Genomic DNA, 18,568 nt, shown 5'->3' with positions numbered 1-18,568 from the left:
AAGTTAGATAAGACGTACTGCACAGATTTCCAACTGTACAGTACGACTGTTCAACTGCGTATCAGGTATCGCTGTTCTGACGTCGCTGAAGCTGATCTTTCAGGTTCGGCGGTGTGCCTTTAATCGTCAGTGTGTCGGTGTCCGGATCGTAGAAAATTCGCTCACCCAGCAGCATGCTGTCAAAGTTGATCGTCAGCCCGCCACCGGAACCGACAAACTTGGTCAGCTTACGCATGGCAGTCCGATCAGCCGGAAAGGTGTCTTCCAGCTCATAGCCTTGGTTGGAGGTGAACTGGTAGAAGTCGACCCCGGCCTCTGTGGCAGGTAATTCACCCGACAACTCTTTCACCGCAACTTCTTCACCGGACTGCAGCTGACCGTTGCAGTAATCGTAGACCTGCTTGCGGTATTGCTGCTTTTCCTCTTTATCCATACGAGAATCAGCACAGAAATCCTCAACCGCCTGCATCAGCACCTGATTCTGCACTTTGACATCCAGGCCGACTTCCGCCTGCAGGAAATCCAGGAAAAAGTCGGCCACTTTACGACCAACCCGCCCCTTGATAAAGGTCAGGTAACGATTACATTCGGGATCAGTCTCCCAGGATGACAAGTCTATCCGGGCAACAATTTCCATTTTGCTGACATCCAGATAGTCTGTGGCGCTAATATCAAGTTGATCAGTCACCTTCATGCTGTGGCAGGTTGGCAGAAGACCAATGAAGAGATAATCGGTGGCCAGAGACTGGTATTGCGCCATGACCAGTGTCCCGGCATCAGCAAACGGATACTTCACCAGCTCAGATTGCAGACGTTGTGACGCCTGATTTGAAAAAGTCAGAAAATCCAGGTCTCCCTGGCGGCACTGTTTCAGCCAGTAACCGAATTCACTCTCTTCGGAGAATCGGCCAAAGCCTTTGGTACCCTTACTGCTGTACACCCGGTGCAGTTCAGCAACCAGTTCAGTGGTGGTATCGGTATGTTCTAGTTCCTGCTCTCTCAACTGAACAGACAGCTCATCTTGTTCGTTTTTGGAGAATTGGTGCAGGATGACGTTGGAAAGCGTGAGACTCATAATGGAAAAGTTTTTCAGTAAATCTAAAGTGTAGGGTATTATAAGTCGCTTTCTTCACCATAAAACAAGACCTGATATGCCAATTACATCAAAATACAGTAATGAAAAAGTGGAACAGATCCTTAATGATGTGTTCGATGTCTTTGAAAAGCACGATACATCTGCTGAATTAGCGCTTATGATTGTAGGTAATGTTGCTACCAATATCATTAATGCCGATGTTCCGGCATCACAACGTCAAGCCATTGCTGATAAATTCGCCCAAGCTCTGCTGACCTCAATCAAGAAAGATTAATCCCAGCACCAGAGAGAAGAAGAACACAGGTATATGGTCTCCAGCGGAAACAACTACAAAGAAACCGTGTCTCAACTGATTAGCTGGGGACACTGGTTCAGTTTTTTCAATATTATCGCCGCCATGCTGTTAGGCACCCGGTACATTATCCATTCGGAGTGGCCGGAAACCCTGATGGGGCAGCTTTATATGGGCCTGAGCTGGGTGGGTCATTTCGGCTTTCTGGTTTTTGGCTTTTACATTCTCATTCTGTTTCCTGCCAGCTTTCTCATCCCTTCGCAGCGTTTGATGCGACTGTTTGCGGTGCTGGTTGGAACCATAGGTCAAACCATACTGATTCTGGACACCCATGCTTATGAAAGCCTGGATCTCCATCTCAGCCCTCTGGTCTGGGATCTGTTACTCAGTGGGGAACGAACCGAACTGAATGCCCGCTGGCAATACTTGTTCATAGTCGTGCCAGCCATTTTCCTGCTCCAGCTGTTCCTGTCTGAATGGCTGTGGCGCAAGCTGCGTAAACTTACACGCAAGCATGTCGGCGTACCGATTGCTTCTGTTTTCGGACTGTGTTTCCTCGCCAGCCATCTGCTCTACATTTGGGCCGATGCCAATCTTTATCGGCCCGTTACGGCGCAGCGATCCAATTTTCCGCTGTCTTATCCAATGACAGCCAAATCCTTTATGGAACGCCATGGCCTGTTAGACAGGCAGGAATATGCCCGTTTGCAGGAAAAGCAGGGCGTTGAAAACAGCGAGAGCATCCGCTATCCGCTCAAGCCGCTGTCGTTCAGCGATAAAGGGACCGGCCAGAACCTGTTGGTTATTATGATCGATGGCTTACGCAGTGATATGGTCACAGCTGAAACCATGCCGTATCTGGCTGCCTACGCGCAGCAGAATCTGAACTTTACTGAGCATTACAGTACTGGAAACGACAGTACCCTGGGGACCTTTGGCTTATTTTATGGCCTGCCCGGCGCCTACAATACCAGTATCCGGGCAGAGCACAGCCCACCGGTCTTGCTCGAAACCCTCACTAAACGCGGGTATCGGTTTGGTTTGTTCAGCGGTTCAGGCTTTGCCGATGTCATCTATCCGCAGGCTATCTTCACCAAAGATCAGATAGCTTTAGCCGCGGCCCTGAACCCGGAGACACATAGCGATCAGCAAGCCATTACCAATATGCAAAGCTGGCTGAGCAAACAAACCGCAGGCAAACCCTGGTTTGGCTATCTGGAACTGGTATCAGTCCAGGATTACGAAGATTCTGACAATACCGTTGCAGCCACATTTTCACCCTCGCTGAAAGACACTCAGCCCGGTGAAGACTCAAGCACAGATCCGGCTGAGCTACTGAAAAACAGTTATCGTAATTCGGCTTACTATGTTGATGAGCAATTGATTGCCATCTTTGATAGCCTGATTAAACGCGACATGCTGGACAATACTGTAGTGATTATCACCGCCAACCACGGTACTGAGTTTAATGAAACCGGCACCAATTCCTGGGGCTCGGGATCCAATTACAGCCAGTATCAGCTGAAAGTACCGCTGATCGTACATTGGCCAGATAGCCAAACCGCACAGATCAGCCGGGCAACCAGTCACCTTGATATTGTCCCTACTCTGATGGAAACCCTGCTCAGTACCACGACAGCGCCTGAGTTTTACAGCAGTGGCATCAGTCTGTTTGATACCAGCAATAAACGTCGCTGGGTATTGGCTGGCGACCATCAGGACATTGTTGTTGTCCAGCCGGAAGGTACCACAATAGTTGATAAATACGGCAACTACACTGTGTACGACGCTGAATACAGAATGAAAGATAACGGGAAACCGAAACTCTCCACTTTGATGCAGGTAATGCATGAGCTGAAGCGGTTTTATCAGCCGGGGTCTGCGCAATAATCTCTCAACAGGGCAGCCCATATAGCTGCCCTGCTCTTTATGAACATTACCGGCCAGCCAACTAAACTAACTAATGGTAATCAATATTGCTGGCGTAGCATTGCTCATAGCCATCATTCCAGCCATTCGCGTATTTATTCTCTTTCTTCATTCTCTCGGGATCCTGACGAAACCCGTCATAGAAAGTCGTCGCCTGTACTTTTCGGCTGTCACAACCATCCTGATACCCTTCAAGATAATTGCGGGCAAATCCCAGTTCTGCGAGCTGAGCATGCCGTGTTTGGCCACATGCCGACAAAATCAGAGACAGTGATACCCACAATAAAAACACATGTCGTCTTTTCATGTTCTCACCTGACGGTGTAAATAAAGTCAAAATATCCCCGTAAGGTAAAAATAGTGAAACTTGTCAGTTAACTCTGTCTCAATAGTGACACAAGGGCCGTCTGGCTGCTGAGCGACCTACGGCATGTCCAGGCCAGCCCGCCACAAATTGGCAACAAAGCCATCAACAAACACGCATTACCGCCTTCGTCCATCGTCCATCGTCCATCGTCCATCGTCCGCAAAATAAATACCTTCAGGGTGTCAATGCAACAAAACGCACACACACACATAATAAATTTGACTACGGCCAGATTTTAACTAATTGCTATATATGTTTATTGAATTTCCCGCGTTAGCACTCTGTTCTCTTTTCATTATTTTTATATCGTAATGTATTAAAAAACATTTCATAAACCCTCCAGGTCAGTAGCAGCGAGAACGGAATGGATTCCTTCTATCAGGCATACTTTTCACAATGGCAGACAGCAACAGAGAGGCCAGCAGTTATTGACGGGCTGCTTCCTCTGTTTTGCCGCCATTTGGGTGCCTCATCCTGTCGGCTATTCGTAAAAAAGCACGCTGAGTGGACTCATTTCACGCATTGCACCCCATTCCATAGCTTGCCTATATCACCGCGTGATGAAGAGCTCGAAGGCTGGCTTTGTCAGCCGATGCCTTTTCACCGGCAGTCTGCTGAGAAGGCGGTGCTTTGGCTCCCGCTGCAACATCAGGGTACACCTATTGGCTTGCTGGCACTGAGTTATCCGGCAGGTTCACCATGCACAGACCCTGACTATTTACAGCCTTGTATCCTCCACCTGAGTGCCGAGCTGAAAAATGACATCGCAGCAGAGCAGCCTGCCGGTTCGGGCCCGGTTTTACTGGATATGCTGCAGGGCTTGCACGACATCTCTTTCGCTTTATGGCGTGCTGAAAGTATTGACGATATGCTCTTTCATGCCGTCGAACAGGGAAAGAAAGTGCTGAAGATTGATCGTATCGCTATCTTTCTTCTGACAGGGCATAACCGGATGAAAGGCACTTATGGCACAGATACTGAAGGCAATACGGTAAAAGAAGCCTATTTTGAATCCCCTATCCCGTCTCACTGGTTCATTGACCATCCTCAGGCACAACACGGTTACCTGGCCATTGAAGAGAACACGTCGCTTTATCATGATTTACAGGAAATCGGGTTTGGCTGGAGTGCTTACACGTCACTGTGGGACGGGGATAAACGCGTCGGCTGGATAGCTTACGATAACCTGATCAACGGACGCCCGCTGGCTGACTATCACCCGCAGCTTCTCAAGCAGTTCAGCTTTATTGTCTCTCAGCACCTGGTTCGCAGACAGACAGAAGAACACCTCAGCCAGCTCAATGGCGAACTGGAAAAGCGCGTCACCGAACGGACGCGGGAATTGCAGCAGTTAAACCGGCAACTGGAACACACTTCCCGTCATGATCCCTTAACGCAGGTGCCGAACCGGCGGGTGTTTGATCAAACCCTGCCCTTAGAATGGCGCAGGGCTCAGCGGCACCAGTTACCCGTCTCATTGCTGATTATCGATGTGGATCACTTCAAGTCGTTCAATGACACTTATGGTCACGCGATGGGCGACCGTTGCCTGAGCCTGATTGCCCAGACGCTGGTCTCGGTCGAACGTCGGGCCGGGGCACTGTTTGCCCGTTATGGCGGAGAAGAATTCGTTATCTTGCTGCCGGGTCAAAACGCTCAGGCAGCGATTGTCGCTGCCGAAAACACCTTGAAAGCGGTTCGTTCGTTGCTCATTCCTGTCAACAATCAGGAATACTGCAATGTCACTGTGAGTGTTGGCATCAGTTGTATGGTGCCGGACAAACAGTCGACAGCAGATCAACTGTTTAATCAGGCCGACAGCGCCTTATACAAAGCCAAATCGCTGGGCCGGGATGCCTTTTTTATTTACGACGACTAGCCGCTCTTTTCTGGCCGGTACTTTTCTGACCTGTAGCACCCGAATGTTGCCTGCTCCGCGTACGCCGGTTATAGCCGCCCTTTCCTTTACTGGCCGGAGGAGCAACCGCCTGAAGTGTTCGGAGGCTTGGCGGGACACCACCTGATTTGATCGACCCCATCAGTTGCTCAATCTGCTGTTGCAGCGCTCCCATAAACGGCTGGTAGGCATATTTCCGCTCAGCCATGTCCTGCAGCTGGTGTTCCCAATGTGCCGTCATGTCCGGGTAGGTCGCTTCATCAGGTAAGGCATACACCAGAGCGCGGCCAGCGTCTGAGGCATGAATATTCTTCCCCTGACGGTAGAGTAACTGGCGCTTGAACAAGACTTCCATAATACCGGCCCGGGTTGCTTCCGTACCTAAACCGTCCGTGTCGCGCAGAATCTTCTTCAGAGATTTATCTGCCACAAATCTGGCGATCCCCGTCATCGCCTGAAGCAAAGTTGCTTCGGTAAAATGCTTAGGCGGCTCCGTCACCCTGTCTTTGATTTCTCCGTCCTGGCAGGTCAGCACTGTGCCTTTATCCAAAGGCGGCACTTTATCGGCCAGATCCTGCTCTTTGTCGGCATCGTCTTTACCCTGCAACACTTTCCAGCCCGGCTGCATCAGCTGGCGGCCTCTGGCAATAAACACTCCGCCTGCGATAGCAAACGTCAGCTTAGCTTCCGCGTAAACCGCCGCCGGGTAAAACTGCATCAGATACTGACGGGCAATCAACTGATAAACCTTGGCTTCCTGATCATTCAGGCTGCCGGGCTGCACCGCTTTCGGGGTGGGAATAATGGCATGGTGCGCATCCACTCTACTGTCATTCCAGGCTTTTGAGCGTATTGATAAATCTGCGCCCTTGACCGCCTCAAGCATCTGCGGTGCCGTTGAAGACACAGCTTTCACCACCTCACTGGCCTGATGATAGTGATCGGCCGGCAGGTAGCGGCAGTCAGAACGCGGATAGGTGATGACTTTGTGCTTCTCGTACAACGACTGACAGCACGCCAGTACATCCGCCGCGCTCATGCCAAAGCGACGCGCTGTATCGATCTGCAGTGCCGACAGAGAATAAGGTAAGGGCGGCGATTGGCGGGTTTCTTTTCGCTCCGCATCCGAAACAGTGGCTGGCTGGCCCTTAATGCGCGCCACAACATTTTCACACAGCTTGCGATTAAGCACCCGGCCTTCATCGTCTTGCCAGGGTTCACAGGCCTTGCTCGGCTGCCAACGGGCGCGGATAACGTTGTCCTGATAGGGGATCAATGCATAGACATCATAGAAAGGAGCCGGCACGAAATTGGCGATCTCGTCATCCCGGCGAGTCACCAGCCCAAGCACAGGTGTTTGTACCCTGCCGACCGACAGTACGCCTTTATAGCCGCCCCGCTGCCCGAGCAAGGTATAAGCACGAGACATATTCATGCCGTACAGCCAATCCGCCCGGGACCGGGCCAGGGCTGACACAGACAACGGAATAAAATCGCTATTGTCCCTTAACTGCCCGAGCGCTCTTTTCACTGCTGCCGGGTTAAGATCTGAGATAAGTAAGCGTTTCATGGCTGCTTTTTTCGCGGCGGCCAGCTTAACATAGTCGATCACTTCATCGACCAGCAGCTGACCTTCCCTGTCCGGATCGCCAGCATGTATCACTTCATCTGCCAGTTTAGCTAACTTGCGGACCACACTCAGTTGCTGCTTAGCCGATTTTCTCGGTGCCAGTTGCCACTGCTCAGGAATGATAGGCAAATCATCCAGATTCCATTTCTTATAACGCGGATCATACGCATCCGGCTCGACCTGCTCGAGCAAATGGCCGATACACCAGGTGACAATGTCGCCGTTGGCGACTTCGATGTAGCCTTGATGATTCTTATGCGGACGGGGTAAGACGGCTGCAATAGCACGTCCAAGGCTGGGTTTTTCAGCGATATAAAGACGGGTCATGAAGTCTGTAACTACTGGAAATAACTCTCCGCACTATAAAGAATTCAGCAATAGGTGACAATCATTACTGGATATAAACCCAGTAAAAGTTCACAAAGCCGTCGCAGGATTGAGGAGAGACAGGCAGCAATAAGCTGCCTGAAGAAGCCTGCAGGAAACTATACAGAAAGCTATAAATACTCAACAAATTGCGCCAAATCCCGCTCTGGCGCTTTCGCATCACGGCAATCCGGTGTGCCCAGATACAGAAAACCGACAATCATATCATCACCCTGTACGCCCAGCGCTTCGCGTACCACAGTATGATATGCCCAGCTTCCTGTGCGCCAAAAGCCAGCATAACCCTGAGCAACCGCCGCCATCTGCATCGCCTGAGCCGCACAGCCTGCCGACAGATGTTGTTCAATCACTGGAATTTTATCGCTGGGCTGCACTTTAGCGACAACAGTAATCACCATAGGCGCACGGAAAGGGGCTTTAGAGGCTTTTTCGATCACCGCCTCTTCTGCCTTATCAGCCTGGGCAGCAGAGACCAGAATATCGGCCAGCTTATTCAAACCTTCGCCTTCCGAGACGATAAAACGCCAGGGAGTCAACGCACCGTGATCCGGTGCCCGAAGGCCGGCACGAAGAATATTGTCCAGCACTTCACCCTGAGGGGCCGGGGCGGTCATTTTAGGCAAGGAGCGACGATTAAGCAGCAGCGACAGTGCATCCATAAATTATGTATCCTCGATGATAACAATTCTTGTTAAATACCATACCACATCTGCTCTTCTGAGTAACGGCAACGAAAAGAGGCTCCCTCAGGAGCCTCTTGGTCACAGTAGCCGATACCTGCCGATATCTAAAGACGGGCGGCCAGCTCTGTTCCCTGACGGATAACACGCTTGGCATCCACTTCCCCGGCGAATTCAGCACCACCGATGACATGCACCTTGATACCCAGCGCTTTGAGCGGTGCCGACAACTCTTCCACGGAAGTCTGACCGGCGCACAGCACAATATGATCAACTTCCAGCACGCGCTGCTGTCCTTCCACGCTAATATGCAGACCTTGCTCATCAATCTTCTCGTAGCTGACGCCGGAGAGCATTTCAACACCGCGTTTCAGCAACACCTGCTGGTGGATCCAGCCTGTCGTCTTACCCGGCCCTTTACCCATCTTGCCGGGCCTGCGCTGCATCAGCCACACCTGGCGCTCACTGTGCTCGCTTTGAGGCGTACATAAACCACCAGCATGGGTAATGGTTTTATCAATGCCCCAATCCTGTAACCAGCTGTCCAGAGAACTGTCCTGAGGTTCTGTCAGCATACTTGAGACATCCACCCCGATACCACCAGCACCGATCACAGCCACCCGCTGACCCAGCTGCACTTTATCGCGGATCAGTGTCTGATAATCTATCACCTTATCGCTGGCTTCCAATCCGGGAATGGCGGGAATACGAGGTTTCACCCCGGTCGAGACCACGACATCGTCATAGCCTTTCAGCTCATTGATATCCACCGCCTTGCCCAGTTTCAGGTTCACACCTGTCTGGCTCAAACGGCGGGAGAAATAACGAATCGTTTCCCGGAATTCTTCTTTACCCGGAATTTGCATCGCCAGATTAAACTGCCCGCCGATATACTCGTTCTTCTCGTATAAATCGACCTCGAAGCCGCGTTCTGCAGCAGCCGTTGCGAAAGCCAGCCCAGCAGGACCCGCACCGATAACCGCCACTTTGCGGTGCTGTGCGGCCGGGGTCAGCACTAACTCTGTCTCATAACAGGCCTGAGGGTTAACCAGGCAACTTGCCCGCTTGCCGGCAAAAACATGATCCAGACAGGCCTGATTACAGCCAATACAGGTATTAATGTCGTCGGCACGGTTCTGTTCGGCCTTCAGCACAAAATCAGCGTCAGCCAGGAACGGACGGGCCATGGACACCATATCCGCCTGATCGGCAGCAAGAATGGACTCTGCCACCTCTGGCGTATTAATCCGGTTACAGGTCACCAGCGGGATAGACACTTTACCTTTCAGCTTTTCCGTTACCCAGCTGAACGCTGCCCGGGGAACCTGAGTCGCTATAGTAGGAACTCGCGCCTCATGCCAGCCGATACCGGTATTGAGAATGGTCACACCGGCGGCTTCCAGCGCCTGAGCCAGCTGTACCACTTCATCATAGGTACTGCCCTGCTCCACCAGATCCAGCATCGAAAGACGGAAAATAATAATAAAATCTGTGCCTACCCGGGCACGAACGGCTTTCACCAATTCAATAGGAAAACGGACCCGGTTCTCATAGCTACCGCCCCATTCATCGGTTCTGTGGTTGGAACGCTGACAGATAAACTGATTGATCAGATAACCTTCAGAGCCCATCAGCTCAACGCCGTCATAACCCGCTTCTCTCGCCAGCTCAGAGCTGCGTGCAAAGGCGTCAATGGTCTTGAGGATCTGGCGGCGGCTCATTTCTTTGGGCGTAAATTTAGAGATAGGTGCTTTAATGCCAGAAGCACTGACAGCAAACGGATGCATCGCATAGCGCCCGGCATGCAGAAGCTGAATGGCAATCTTGCCGCCTTCTTTGTGGACAGCATCTGTAATAACCCGGTGTGCCCTTGCCGCTCGTCCGCTGCTGAATTCGGCACTGAGTGGTGTCAAGCGGCCGCGAAAATTGGGTGCAAAGCCGCCAGTTACAATCAAGCCTACTCCACCTCTGGCGCGGGCAGCGTAAAAGGCAGACAGCTTTTTAAATCCATCGTGTGCTTCTTCCAGGCCAGTATGCATAGACCCCATCAACACCCGGTTTTTAAGCTGAGTGAAGCCAAGATCCAAAGGTGCCAGCAAGTGTGGGTAGGTAAGAGTGTCCATAGCTTCCCTATATCTCTTTAATTATTGTAGGTCAGACCAGTTATAGCATAGGGTTAACCTTCACTCAAACACCTGTTTACATAACCTCAACATCCATCACTGCTGCGGTACTTTCCAAATACGCAATTTTAGTCGCAATATAGCTATCATTAGGATTTTACGCTGTGTCTCGGTTAGGATAAGCACTGGGATTTATTATCAGGAAAGGCCATGAAAGTACTACTAAAAGGCATTGCCAAAGTGCTGCGCGGATGTTGGAAGCTGTTGAGCTTTACCCGTCAGCTATTTTTTAACCTGTTTTTTATTGCTCTGATTGGGGTCATCATTTTTGCCTTTCAGCAAGGGGCTGAATCGCCGGTTCTGCCAGAAAAGGCCGCTTTGGTACTGGATATTGACGGCCCGATTGTTGAGCAGCGCTCCTACGTCAATCCCTTCGATCAATTTGTCGACAGCGCCATGGGTCAGGTGCCGGTTCAGGAAAATATCCTTTTTGACATCGTCGATACCATTCGGGCTGCCGCCAAGGATGACAGGATCACCGGCCTTATCCTGAATCTGAAAAGCATGCCAGAGACGAACCTGACGAAGCTGCGCTACATTGCCAAGGCCATTGAAGAATTCAAGCAGGCTGGCAAACCTGTCTATGCCACGGGCGATCACTACCGCCAGAGCCAGTACTACCTAGCCAGCTTCGCCGACAAAGTGTTCATGTCTGCCGACGGCGGCGTGATGCTGACAGGTTACGGCAGCTATTCGCTGTACTATAAAACCTTACTGGATAACCTGGATGTCACCACCCATGTCTTCCGCGTCGGGACCTATAAATCATTCGTTGAGCCCTACACCCGTGACAACATGTCAGACGCTGCCCGCGAAGCAAACACAGTCTGGCTCAACCAGATGTGGGACGCTTACACGCAGGATGTCGCACGTAACCGCCACATCCATGCCAGTGTCCTGAACCCTGAAGTCAAAGATCTGGTTGCAGAACTGAAAAGTGTCGAGGGCGATTTCGCACGCCTGAGCCAGAAAATGGGACTGGTAGACGAACTGATCAGCCGTACCCAACTACGCCAGACCTTTATCAAGGAATTTGGCAGCGATGGCGACCATGGCTTTAATCAGATCAGTTATTACGATTATCAGCCTTCGGTCAGTGCACCATTCGAGCCAAGCAGCAATGGTATTGCCATAGTCGTTGCCAGCGGCGCAATTGTCGATGGTCAGCAAGGGCAAGGCAGAGTCGGTGGCGACACAACGGCCGCTTTACTGCGAGAAGCCCGTCTTGATGATGACATTAAAGCGGTGATTCTGCGCGTTGACAGCCCTGGTGGCAGTGCCTTCGCTTCTGAGATTATCCGCAATGAAGTGGATGCATTAAAACTGGCTGGCAAGCCTGTAGTGGTGTCAATGTCCAGCCTGGCGGCATCCGGCGGTTACTGGATCTCGTCCAGCGCCAGTGAAATTATTGCTCAGCCAACCACTATCACAGGTTCTATCGGTATCTTCGGCATGCTGGCTACCTTTGAAAAAGGCCTGGAAAACATCGGGGTGCACAGCGATGGCGTCGGTACTACCCCCTTTGCCGGTATCGGGATAACCCGAGGCTTGCCTGACGATGTCGCTGAAATTTTCCAGCTGGGTATCGAAAACGGCTATCAGCGCTTTATCAGCCTGGTCAGCGAGAATCGCCATATATCACTCGAAGAGACAGACAAAATAGCACAAGGCCGGGTCTGGACGGGTCAGGATGCATTAAAACTGGGTCTGGTTGATCGTCTGGGTGATTTCGATGATGCCATTGTCTCTGCGGCCAAACTGGCAAAACTGGACAACTACGACATTCGCTGGATAGCCTTGCCGCTCAGCCCGATGGAGCAGTTTCTGCAGGATATGACGTCAGAAACCAGCGCGCGCATTGGCATGGCAATATCCGCCCAGCTACCCAATGTGTTCACGCCGGCTTTGCGCCATATTACAGCCGATATCACCAATATGAATAATTTCAATGATCCCAAAGGACAATATGCTTTCTGTCTGAATTGTTCCAGCACAGGAAATTAACTCTTTTCGGATTCACAGTGATGAAACTTGACTTAGCCCGGTATATCCGGGCTTTTTTTCGCCGGTTTTCACCGTATAATGCCTTCACCATCAATAACTATGCTGTACCCGTACTCTAATGACAAAAAAACATATCTATATCGCCTACACAGGCGGAACAATTGGAATGCAGAAGTCAGCTCACGGATATATTCCTGTCGCTGGTTTTATGGAACAGCAACTGCAGAACATGCCTGAGTTTCACCGCTCAGAAATGCCTGCATTCACTATCCATGAATATGCGCCACTGATTGACTCTTCAGATATGACTCCTGAAGACTGGCAACGCATTGCTGATGATATTAAGGCCAACTACGACAAGTTTGATGGATTTGTCATTCTTCATGGTACGGACACCATGGCCTATACCGCTTCTGCTTTATCCTTCATGCTGGAAAATCTGGGCAAGCCTGTGATTGTCACCGGCTCGCAAATCCCACTGGCAGAAATGCGCTCAGACGGTCAAAGCAACCTGCTTAATGCGCTGCATCTCGCGGCTAATTACCCGGTTAATGAAGTGACGGTTTTCTTCAATAACCAGCTTCTGCGCGGCAACCGCAGCACAAAAGCCCATGCCGACGGTTTCAATGCTTTTATTTCACCCAATATGCCAGCGCTGATCGAAGCAGGTATCAACATTCAGGTAAAACCAGCCACAGAGCTGAACAAACAGCCGGCAGGTGAGTTTCGGGTACACCAAATTACCCCGCAACCAATCGGTGTGATTACTATGTACCCCGGCATTTCACCTGAAGTTATCCGCAACACCCTGCGCCAGCCGGTCAACGCCATGATCCTGCTGACATTCGGAGTGGGTAATGCGCCGCAAAACGCTGATCTTCTGGCTCAGCTTAAAGAAGCGGCCGACCGCGGCGTCATAGTGGTTAACCTGACTCAGTGCCTGTCCGGAAAAGTGAACATGGATGGTTACGCAACTGGCTGTGCACTGGCGGATGCCGGCGTACTCAGTGGTTATGATATGACTCGGGAAGCCGCACTGGCGAAACTGCACTTTCTGCTCAGCCAGGCGCTGCCAACAGAAAAAGTGCGTGAGCTGATGCAACAGGACATCCGCGGCGAGTTATCCCGCTAATCAAGTTAATCGGACTCCCCCAATTGAGCCGCACTCGTGCGGCTCTTTTTATATCTCAGCTACACTTATAGCAAATTTCGTCTGTTGACTATGAGCAAGGTTGACTATGATTCTGCACGGCGCCTCCATTTCTCCTTTTGTCAGAAAAATCATGCTGGCCTTATCTTACAAAGGGCTGAATTACAACTTACAACCGCTCAACCCGTACCTGGAAAAAGAGTTGGCGCACAAACGCCATCCAATGGGAAAAGTGCCGGTGCTGGAACATGACAGTCTGACAGTTATCGACTCAACAGTTATTGCCCATTACCTTGACGACATCTACCCGGTTCCTCCGCTGTACCCGGGCGATGCCGGTGAAAGAGCAAAAATCCGGTGGCTGGAAGAATATGCCGATACCCGGCTCAGCGCACTGCTCGCTGGCGTGCTCTTCTATCAGAAAATTCTGAGGGGGCAGATTCTGGAAAAAGACGTTGATCAGGATGCCATTGACGACTGCATTCAGCATCATCTGCCGCCGGTTCTGAACTACCTGGAAGAACAAGTGCCGGCAGAAGGTTATATTACGACCCGTTTTTCGATGGCCGAAATTACGCTATGGAGTATTTTCCGCAGTGGCTGGATGGCTGGCTTAAGATTGAAACCTTACTATCCCAAACTGGCCATGTATCTGGAAGGTATTGAGCAAGAGCCCTGGGTGTCTAGTCTGGTGACGCAGGAAGATCATGAATTGAGTGGGTTTTACTGTGACCCTGTGCCTTTCACTGTGCCCAGGCAGTGATAACTGCAGATGAGCGCACCAGCCTTTACAGGGTCATAGGTGTCAGTTTTGCTGTAAAGTGAAACGGGCAATATCTGCCACAGGGGTTTCACTGTCTTCTATGGCAAAATCACGCTTGAGCTCAGATTTAGACTTAAAGCGAATCTCACCACCGGCTGCCACTGTCATATGCTCGGCCTCGGTATTATGACGAGACTGATACAGCATGACGGCCTGCATGGTGGACTCTTTCTGAGCCTCAGTTAATGGGGTGCCATCAGCCCATTTACCTGTTTCAGCCGCCGCCAGTAACTTTTGGTACACCTCTGGGGTCATGGCAGCCAGAATCTGTTGTACATCCATCCCATCTACTCCTCTTCATGCCCGACTATTTCAGGCCACTTGCAATGGTAGGCTACGATAATGACCTGAGTTTGCCAGTCAAGTAGCGTCTTGGTTTTAGTTTTCTTTTGTTTTCGTGATCACACTGCAGCAATGTCACATTATTCTTTCTCTCAGGTCAGTTTCTGCCGATAGGTATTAGGGTATTCTTGATTCTAGTGAACCCATCTATGAGTAACGCACCGCACATGACTTCTTCTGGCAAAAAAACGCGCAACATTTTGTTTTTTTTATCTGCTGTCGCATTTCTGCCAGCCTGCCAGGGCGAGTTTAAAACAACCGACAGTCTTTGCTCGGCACATCCCGAGCTATGTAAAGGACTGAATAACAATGACGGCCAGTGCCGTATCCAGCGTACAGATCTCATTTGGCAACGCTATAAACAGCTGAAAACGCCGACTGACATTGAAAAACTGCATACTCTTGAGTTCACCCGCAGCTACCAGTATTGCCTGGAGTATGCCGCAGAAATTGAACCAACCCGCTATAAAGAACGTAAATCAGTGCGGACCGCTGCGCTTATTCACAGCTATGAGGTCATGGAACAGCTAAGCGAAGAGCTGGCTGACTCCAAAGAACCCGAAGTTATTTATGACCGCTGGAGCCAGGGCGAGCACCAGGCTAAGGAAGAATTTCTGAAATTGGAAGGCACAGGCCAGCTTCAGACACCGGAATTGCAACTGGCACTGGCCTCTTTTTATACTGGTGTTGATAAAGCCAAAACTCGCCAGCTTCTGTTAAGAGCTCTGGAGCTTTATCAGGGTAAAGTTAAAGTGAAACCAGACATTATTCTGACACTGGCGACGCAGGCCCATCAGGACAACAACAAAACCGAAGCCTATTTATGGTCAAGAGTAGGTAGCCTGATGGGACTACCCGTGGCCAATTCAGAGACCTTATCGCGCCTGTATCCAATGCCGCAACAAGATAAAAGTCATCTGGATTCCTTAGCAGACAGCATCATACAGAGCATCAGTGCCGGCCATTTTAACCGTGTCTATGTAGAAAAAAATCTGATCTCCCTGCCAAGCCAGCAGCCCGACCAGCCACCGTCCTGACAACGCCATCACGGGCAGCACTGCCGTTACTCTACTTCACTGAATTGCAGTGAGACCGAATTGACGCAGTATCGCTGCCCGGTAGAAACCGGCCCATCATCAAATACATGCCCTAAATGACTGTCACACTCAGCGCAGCGAATTTCCGTTCGCTTCATCCCATGACTGGTATCGCTTAAATATCGAATTGAATCAGATTTAACAGGTGCATCAAAACTCGGCCAGCCACATCCCGAATCGTATTTTTGCTCAGAATGAAATAAGGCAATTTGACAACAAGTGCAGTGATATATTCCTGTTTTCTTATTATGCAATAACGTGCCTGAAAAAGGGGCTTCTGTGCCACCTTCCCGACAGACATAATATTGTTCATCTGATAGCAGTTCTTTCCAGTAAGAATTTGTTTTAAAAGCCATTTACCTGCCTGTAAACACAGTTTTCCAAAACCGTACTACTTAAAATTTGCCAATTTTTGCATATATGGCACATACTTTTGCTCGAAAGGTTTTTACATCGAAACAGTGCATTTAAGCATATTCCCCTGTATTTCGGGTACTGAATTAAAACTGAGCTACATCGTTGATTACTTTGCCAGCATTTATAGGTGAACTATTCATCTTTCGGCCAGGATTGTAATAAAAATCCGAAACTTTTTTGATTAAAGACAATTTGAGGTCTGTTTTTGCTTGCAGACCAGCGTTAGATTATGTAATTTTACTACCAGTTATCTTTCATTAGAAATTAAGTTGTGGAGCAACATAATGACTATCAAAGTAGGTATTAACGGTTTTGGCCGCATCGGTCGTTTCGTTTTCCGTGCTTCTGTAGAACGTGATGATATTGAAGTTGTCGGTATCAACGACCTGATCGACGTCGAGTACATGGCTTACATGCTGAAGTACGATTCAACTCACGGCCGTTTCAAAGGCACAGTTGAAGTTAAAGACGGTAACCTGATCGTTAACGGCAAGACTGTACGTGTTACCGCCGAACGCGATCCAGCAAGCCTGAACTGGGGTGCAATCGGTGTTGATGTTGTTGCAGAAGCAACGGGTATCTTCCTGACTGACGAGACTGCACGTAAGCACATCGAAGCGGGTGCAAAGAAAGTGGTTCTGACTGGTCCGTCTAAAGACGACACTCCTATGTTCGTAATGGGTGTGAACCACGAAACTTACCAGGGTCAGGAAATCGTTTCTAACGCGTCTTGTACTACTAACTGTCTGGCACCTATCGCTAAGGTTCTGAACGACAAGTGGGGCATCAAAGACGGTCTGATGACGACTGTTCACGCAACAACTGCTACTCAGAAAACTGTTGACGGTCCTTCTGCGAAAGACTGGCGCGGTGGCCGTGGTGCTTCTCAGAACATCATCCCATCTTCAACTGGTGCGGCTAAAGCTGTAGGTAAAGTCATTCCTGAGCTGAACGGCAAACTGACTGGTATGGCATTCCGCGTTCCAACAGCAGACGTTTCTGTTGTTGACCTGACTGTAAACCTGGAAAAACCTGCTACATACGAAGAAATTAAAGCTGAAATGAAGCGTGCTTCTGAAGCTGAGATGTCTGGCGTACTGGGTTACACAGAAGATGCCGTTGTTTCTCAGGATTTCATCGGTGAAGTACGTACTTCTGTATTCGACGCTGACGCAGGTATCGCTCTGACCGATACTTTCGTTAAGGTTGTTTCCTGGTATGACAACGAGATCGGTTACTCTAATAAAGTACTGGATCTGGTTGCTCACATCTCTAAGTAATACTTAGACGATGATTGAAAAGGCGGCTGATGGCCGCCTTTTTGCTATCTGTCATCCCGGATAGAGTCTCGACGGGCAGAAGTGTCGCCCGCAACCTTCATTGGCTTTTAAAGGAATCACTATGGACTTACGTCAACTCCCGACTTCAACAGTGCTTTCAGAACATATCAGCCTGTGCCGTCTTGATGGTGTGGATATCATTCGAATTCTTCACCCTGAATGCCAGGCAGCTATCTCATTATTTGGTGGTCATCTCTTAAGTTTCCAGCCTCAGGGACACGAAGATCTGATCTGGATGAGTGAAGCCGCCGACTTCTCGGGTAAGTCAGCTCTTCGTGGCGGCATGCCAGTTTGCTGGCCATGGTTCGGTAAAGTGGCCAGTCCATCGCACGGTTTTGCGCGTTCCAGTGTGTGGGAGCTGGAAAGTTTCAACGATCAGCAAAGCCATGTCACTGTCACGCTCACGCTGCATGACTCCCCCAAGTCCCGGGCTATATGGCCCTACCGCTTCCACAACCGGCTCCACTTTGAGTTCGATAAAACCCTCAAAGTCCAACTGACCAGCACCAATACCGACCAACGTCCGTGGCTTATGTCCGGCGCGCTTCATACCTATCTGGCCGTTGGAGACATAATGCAAACGAAATTGTCCGGATTGGGTAATGAATACCTCGACGGTCTGGCCGATCAGCAACGGCTTCCGACCAATGGTGTTTTACAATTCGATGACGCCGTAGACAGAGTTTACAGTCGGGCTGAGGACACGATTTATCTGGAAGATCCTGCCCTGTTTCGCCGTCTTCGCATGCATAACCATGGCCATGACAGCGCCGTGGTCTGGAACCCATGGCAGTCCGGTGCAGCAGGCATGGCTGACATGACACCGGATGGTTACACCACTCTGCTGTGTGTGGAATCAGCACTGGCGGGTCAGGGTATTGTGCTGGAACCCGGGCAATCGCACAATCTCAGTACAGAAATCTGCGTCGAGTAA

General features: G+C 50.2%; 16 protein-coding genes. 9 read left to right on the top strand and 7 right to left on the bottom strand.

Features of this window, described 5'->3' with window-relative positions:
- Nucleotides 1-61 precede the first annotated feature (61 nt).
- Nucleotides 62-1,075, bottom strand: a complete 1,014-nt coding sequence (gene yejK, locus L6J37_RS02780) for a nucleoid-associated protein YejK (RefSeq protein WP_237794066.1) — start codon at nucleotides 1,073-1,075, stop codon at nucleotides 62-64.
- A gap of 76 nt (nucleotides 1,076-1,151) precedes the next feature.
- Between yejK and L6J37_RS02775 the strand changes: the two genes are divergently transcribed.
- A complete protein-coding gene (locus L6J37_RS02775; RefSeq protein WP_027252814.1) occupies nucleotides 1,152-1,370 on the top strand; it encodes a YejL family protein in 219 nt (72 codons plus the stop codon).
- A 33-nt stretch (nucleotides 1,371-1,403) separates the two neighbouring features.
- On the top strand, nucleotides 1,404-3,278 hold the full coding sequence (locus L6J37_RS02770) for a DUF3413 domain-containing protein (protein WP_237794065.1): 1,875 nt from the start codon (nucleotides 1,404-1,406) through the stop codon (nucleotides 3,276-3,278).
- Nucleotides 3,279-3,348: 70 nt separating this feature from the next.
- Here L6J37_RS02770 and L6J37_RS02765 read toward each other — a convergent pair whose 3' ends face one another.
- Nucleotides 3,349-3,624: a hypothetical protein gene (locus L6J37_RS02765; RefSeq protein ID WP_192015133.1), complete on the bottom strand. Its 276-nt coding sequence runs from the start codon at nucleotides 3,622-3,624 to the stop codon at nucleotides 3,349-3,351.
- Between the two features lie 601 nt (nucleotides 3,625-4,225).
- Here L6J37_RS02765 and L6J37_RS02760 point away from each other — a divergent pair.
- A complete protein-coding gene (locus L6J37_RS02760) occupies nucleotides 4,226-5,563 on the top strand; it encodes a GGDEF domain-containing protein (protein WP_237794064.1) in 1,338 nt (445 codons plus the stop codon).
- Here the strand turns inward: L6J37_RS02760 and L6J37_RS02755 are convergent.
- The 3 genes from L6J37_RS02755 to L6J37_RS02745 all read right to left on the bottom strand — a co-directional run bounded on the left by L6J37_RS02755 (nucleotide 5,547) and on the right by L6J37_RS02745 (nucleotide 10,401).
- Nucleotides 5,547-7,538 (bottom strand): DNA topoisomerase III, encoded by a 1,992-nt coding sequence (locus tag L6J37_RS02755; RefSeq protein ID WP_237794063.1) that lies wholly within the window; start codon nucleotides 7,536-7,538, stop codon nucleotides 5,547-5,549. The genes L6J37_RS02760 and L6J37_RS02755 overlap by 17 nt on opposite strands.
- 170 nt (nucleotides 7,539-7,708) lie before the next feature.
- Complete coding sequence (locus L6J37_RS02750) at nucleotides 7,709-8,257, bottom strand: NAD(P)H nitroreductase (protein WP_218382887.1); 549 nt, start codon at nucleotides 8,255-8,257, stop codon at nucleotides 7,709-7,711.
- A gap of 128 nt (nucleotides 8,258-8,385) precedes the next feature.
- On the bottom strand, nucleotides 8,386-10,401 hold the full coding sequence (locus L6J37_RS02745) for an NADPH-dependent 2,4-dienoyl-CoA reductase (protein ID WP_218382884.1): 2,016 nt from the start codon (nucleotides 10,399-10,401) through the stop codon (nucleotides 8,386-8,388).
- Between the two features lie 210 nt (nucleotides 10,402-10,611).
- Between L6J37_RS02745 and sppA the strand changes: the two genes are divergently transcribed.
- The 3 genes from sppA (at nucleotide 10,612) to L6J37_RS02730 (ending at nucleotide 14,378) form a co-directional block, all read left to right on the top strand.
- Entirely contained in the window at nucleotides 10,612-12,465 is a 1,854-nt protein-coding gene (gene sppA, locus L6J37_RS02740) for a signal peptide peptidase SppA (protein ID WP_192015128.1), read from the top strand.
- Nucleotides 12,466-12,583: 118 nt separating this feature from the next.
- Nucleotides 12,584-13,597, top strand: a complete 1,014-nt coding sequence (gene ansA / locus L6J37_RS02735; protein ID WP_192015127.1) for an asparaginase — start codon at nucleotides 12,584-12,586, stop codon at nucleotides 13,595-13,597.
- A 106-nt stretch (nucleotides 13,598-13,703) separates the two neighbouring features.
- Nucleotides 13,704-14,378, top strand: coding sequence for a glutathione S-transferase family protein (locus tag L6J37_RS02730; protein ID WP_192015126.1), 675 nt, complete (start codon nucleotides 13,704-13,706; stop codon nucleotides 14,376-14,378).
- A 42-nt stretch (nucleotides 14,379-14,420) separates the two neighbouring features.
- On the opposite strand, the gene L6J37_RS02725 is transcribed toward L6J37_RS02730, so the two are convergent.
- On the bottom strand, nucleotides 14,421-14,720 hold the full coding sequence (locus L6J37_RS02725) for a YeaC family protein (RefSeq protein WP_192015125.1): 300 nt from the start codon (nucleotides 14,718-14,720) through the stop codon (nucleotides 14,421-14,423).
- Nucleotides 14,721-14,929: 209 nt separating this feature from the next.
- On the opposite strand from L6J37_RS02725, the gene L6J37_RS02720 reads away from it, so the two are divergent.
- Entirely contained in the window at nucleotides 14,930-15,817 is an 888-nt protein-coding gene (locus L6J37_RS02720; protein WP_225445092.1) for a DUF2989 domain-containing protein, read from the top strand.
- Between the two features lie 26 nt (nucleotides 15,818-15,843).
- Here the strand turns inward: L6J37_RS02720 and msrB are convergent, their stop codons facing one another.
- The gene (gene msrB, locus L6J37_RS02715; protein ID WP_192015124.1) at nucleotides 15,844-16,233 is read right to left on the bottom strand and encodes a peptide-methionine (R)-S-oxide reductase MsrB; all 390 of its coding nucleotides are present in this window, start codon (nucleotides 16,231-16,233) and stop codon (nucleotides 15,844-15,846) included.
- Nucleotides 16,234-16,578: 345 nt separating this feature from the next.
- Between msrB and gap the strand changes: the two genes are divergently transcribed.
- Together gap and L6J37_RS02705 are read left to right on the top strand one after the other, a co-directional pair.
- On the top strand, nucleotides 16,579-17,574 hold the full coding sequence (gene gap / locus L6J37_RS02710; RefSeq protein WP_027252825.1) for a type I glyceraldehyde-3-phosphate dehydrogenase: 996 nt from the start codon (nucleotides 16,579-16,581) through the stop codon (nucleotides 17,572-17,574).
- A gap of 121 nt (nucleotides 17,575-17,695) precedes the next feature.
- Nucleotides 17,696-18,568 (top strand): D-hexose-6-phosphate mutarotase, encoded by an 873-nt coding sequence (locus L6J37_RS02705; RefSeq protein WP_237794062.1) that lies wholly within the window; start codon nucleotides 17,696-17,698, stop codon nucleotides 18,566-18,568.

It is taken from the genome of Photobacterium sp. WH77, assembly GCF_022014395.1.
Lineage (GTDB): Bacteria > Pseudomonadota > Gammaproteobacteria > Enterobacterales > Vibrionaceae > Photobacterium > Photobacterium arenosum.
The sequence above is the reverse complement of the archived record's forward strand: the minus strand, read 5'-3'. Positions and strand labels throughout refer to the sequence as shown.

Excerpts from the sequence above, each read along its gene's own strand:
- L6J37_RS02720 (WP_225445092.1), top strand. The coding sequence starts at position 14,930 with ATGAGTAACGCACCGCACATGACTTCTTCTGGCAAAAAAACGCGCAAC.
- L6J37_RS02775 (WP_027252814.1), top strand. The coding sequence starts at position 1,152 with ATGCCAATTACATCAAAATACAGTAATGAAAAAGTGGAACAGATCCTT.
- L6J37_RS02755 (WP_237794063.1), bottom strand. The coding sequence starts at position 7,538 with ATGACCCGTCTTTATATCGCTGAAAAACCCAGCCTTGGACGTGCTATT.
- ansA (WP_192015127.1), top strand. The coding sequence starts at position 12,584 with ATGACAAAAAAACATATCTATATCGCCTACACAGGCGGAACAATTGGA.
- L6J37_RS02770 (WP_237794065.1), top strand. The coding sequence starts at position 1,404 with ATGGTCTCCAGCGGAAACAACTACAAAGAAACCGTGTCTCAACTGATT.
- L6J37_RS02750 (WP_218382887.1), bottom strand. The coding sequence starts at position 8,257 with ATGGATGCACTGTCGCTGCTGCTTAATCGTCGCTCCTTGCCTAAAATG.
- gap (WP_027252825.1), top strand. The coding sequence starts at position 16,579 with ATGACTATCAAAGTAGGTATTAACGGTTTTGGCCGCATCGGTCGTTTC.
- L6J37_RS02730 (WP_192015126.1), top strand. The coding sequence starts at position 13,704 with ATGATTCTGCACGGCGCCTCCATTTCTCCTTTTGTCAGAAAAATCATG.
- msrB (WP_192015124.1), bottom strand. The coding sequence starts at position 16,233 with ATGGCTTTTAAAACAAATTCTTACTGGAAAGAACTGCTATCAGATGAA.
- sppA (WP_192015128.1), top strand. The coding sequence starts at position 10,612 with ATGAAAGTACTACTAAAAGGCATTGCCAAAGTGCTGCGCGGATGTTGG.
- L6J37_RS02725 (WP_192015125.1), bottom strand. The coding sequence starts at position 14,720 with ATGGATGTACAACAGATTCTGGCTGCCATGACCCCAGAGGTGTACCAA.
- L6J37_RS02745 (WP_218382884.1), bottom strand. The coding sequence starts at position 10,401 with ATGGACACTCTTACCTACCCACACTTGCTGGCACCTTTGGATCTTGGC.
- yejK (WP_237794066.1), bottom strand. The coding sequence starts at position 1,075 with ATGAGTCTCACGCTTTCCAACGTCATCCTGCACCAATTCTCCAAAAAC.
- L6J37_RS02705 (WP_237794062.1), top strand. The coding sequence starts at position 17,696 with ATGGACTTACGTCAACTCCCGACTTCAACAGTGCTTTCAGAACATATC.
- L6J37_RS02765 (WP_192015133.1), bottom strand. The coding sequence starts at position 3,624 with ATGAAAAGACGACATGTGTTTTTATTGTGGGTATCACTGTCTCTGATT.